General features: G+C 65.0%; 2 protein-coding genes. Both read right to left on the bottom strand.

Going from position 1 to position 1,434, the window contains the following annotated elements; all coding sequences use genetic code 11:
• Positions 1-167: 167 nt before the first annotated feature.
• Positions 168-440: a hypothetical protein gene (locus FDN03_RS15685; protein ID WP_138178532.1), complete on the bottom strand. Its 273-nt coding sequence runs from the start codon at positions 438-440 to the stop codon at positions 168-170.
• Positions 433-1,434, bottom strand: a 1,002-nt coding sequence (locus FDN03_RS16505) for an LAGLIDADG family homing endonuclease (RefSeq protein WP_212743922.1), incomplete at its 5' end; no start/stop codon positions are given. The genes FDN03_RS15685 and FDN03_RS16505, both read right to left, overlap by 8 nt.

The following is a 1,434-nucleotide window of genomic DNA, read 5'->3' on the forward strand; positions in this document are numbered from 1 at the left end:
GTCGAGAACCCAGCGGGTCCAGCCGGCCTCGGTCTCAGCGAGCAGCAGTTTCTCGGCGGAGGGGAGCTGCTGCCAGCGTGCAGCGCCGACCTTCAGCCGCGGGGCTGGTTCCAGACCGAGGCCCCAAAGGAACGGGATCCGGTCCGGCGGCAGGACGGGTGCGGCGGTCATGCCGCACCGCCGCGGCCCTTCAGATGGGCGGCCAGTAGCTGCTCGCCGTCCACGATGTGCTCGTCCCACCAGACTTCCAGCGCGGGTGACAGGTCGAGCATCAGCCGGTGCAGGCCGTCCTCGGTGGCGGCGTTCGCGGACAGGATCCGGTCTTCGAAGTTGGGCCGGTCGATCCGGGCCGCGCGGTCGAAGCCGCGCAGGCTGTAGAGACGGTCGAAGCGCACCAACTCCAGCTGGTCGTGCTCGGAGAAGGCAGTGAGGTCACGCATCGGGGGCCGCCTTCCTCTTCTTCGACGCGGGGAACACCTTCAGGGAGCGGGTGGTGGTCGAGGTGACCGTCTTGACCGGCAGCGGCCCGGCGAGGAGCCGGTACGCTTCCAACGCCGCAGTCACGTCGACGACCTGCTCGGTTCGTGTTGGCAGCGGGCCGACCAGCATCTGGTATGCCTCCAACGCGGCGTCAACGTCGGCCACCGTCTCCGATTTGGTGTTGCCGCCCACCCAGCCGATCTCCCGGTCACCGACCGGGATCCGGGGGCGGCCTGCGAACCGGGGCTTCAGTTCGTCGAGGATCGACTCGGCTTCCCGCTTCTGGTTCCACGCGGCGAGGTACTCCTGGGCAACCGCCAAGTCCTCATCGGTGGGGGTCGCCGGGTCCGGCTCGTCGCCACGGCAGTTGGTGACATGGGGGCAGTTCATGGTCATGAGGCCATCGGCCAGCGCAAACGCTTCGATCCCTGGGACGACAGCACAGAAGACTTCTTCGACTCGATCTGTCAAAGAAACTTCCTCGACAACCCAGTCGAATCTTTCCCTAGCTTTCTTGAGGAGGGCGTTCCGCGCCCGTTCGACGTGGTGAGGGAGCAGGAAGAACCATTCGGGGAGGTCTCGCAGGGAAATGCTTACCTTGTGGAGTTCTGTGGGTTCGGTCCCGAATCCGACACGGAGTTTCGTGGATATCGGCGAGTAGCCGATTCCGACGATCGCACAGATCGACCGGACCGCCTCGACCGAGGCGAGCGAGGCGCTACTAATGCTGCAGCCGCCATTAACTGTGACGTGACCGTCCGCTGCAAAGTACCCGGAGAGCCACGAGAGCAGGAACGATCGTGATTCGCGCAGATCCGGCGCTTCCTTCCAGAAGCGCGGCAATGCTGGGATAAGCCAGCCCTTGGGGGTTTTTACCTTGCGGCTAGACTGGAAGAAGTCGAACATGGACTGCTTGTGGCTTGCGTCGTAGATGTTGAGGAGGCCGGCACCGCC

It is taken from the genome of Glutamicibacter sp. V16R2B1 (assembly GCF_005774635.1).
Lineage (GTDB): Bacteria > Actinomycetota > Actinomycetes > Actinomycetales > Micrococcaceae > Glutamicibacter > Glutamicibacter creatinolyticus.